Below are 517 nucleotides of genomic sequence, written 5' to 3'. Positions count from 1 at the left end.
GACGCAGCTGAAGTCGCTCGTCAGATGAAAAAATCGATGCCGCTGGTGAAAGAAAATCGCCGTGATACAGGCGATGCCTACAGCTTTAACTGGTCAATGCGCATTGCGCCAGATTTGCAAATGCCGTTTGAGCCGTCTCACGAGAATATGGCTAATCTGAAGCTTAACCCGGATCAACCTGCTGAAGTGCTGGCTGCCGACCTGCGCCGTGCGTTCTCCGGTATTGTGGCGGGTAACGTAAAAGAAGTCGGTATTCGCGCCATTGAAGAGTTTGGTCCTTACAAAATCAACGGCGATAAAGGGTTTATGCGTCGTATGGACGACCTGCTACAGGGTTTTGTTGCCCAGCATCGTATGAAGTTGCCAGGCTCAGCCTACATCCCTTGCTACGAAATCTGCACGTAATCTCCGCTCCCCCGGTGACGTTTGTTGCCGGGTTTTCTCGTTTTTGGTCACTTACTCATCAACTCATTTCATTTGTTATATGAATGTTTCTTACCACCCTCACGCGACAAAT

1 pseudogene is annotated in these 517 nt (G+C 49.5%); it reads left to right on the top strand.

The features are described from left to right. Window positions 1-405: pseudogene (gene ppnN / locus K0039_RS24925) on the top strand (nucleotide 5'-monophosphate nucleosidase PpnN); the annotation flags it as partial. Between the last annotated feature and the right edge of the window lie 112 nt (window positions 406-517).

The organism is Terrisporobacter mayombei (assembly GCF_020748465.1).
Lineage (GTDB): Bacteria > Bacillota > Clostridia > Peptostreptococcales > Peptostreptococcaceae > Terrisporobacter > Terrisporobacter mayombei.
Note: the sequence above shows the minus strand (reverse complement) of the source record. Positions and strands in the feature narration are given on the sequence as shown.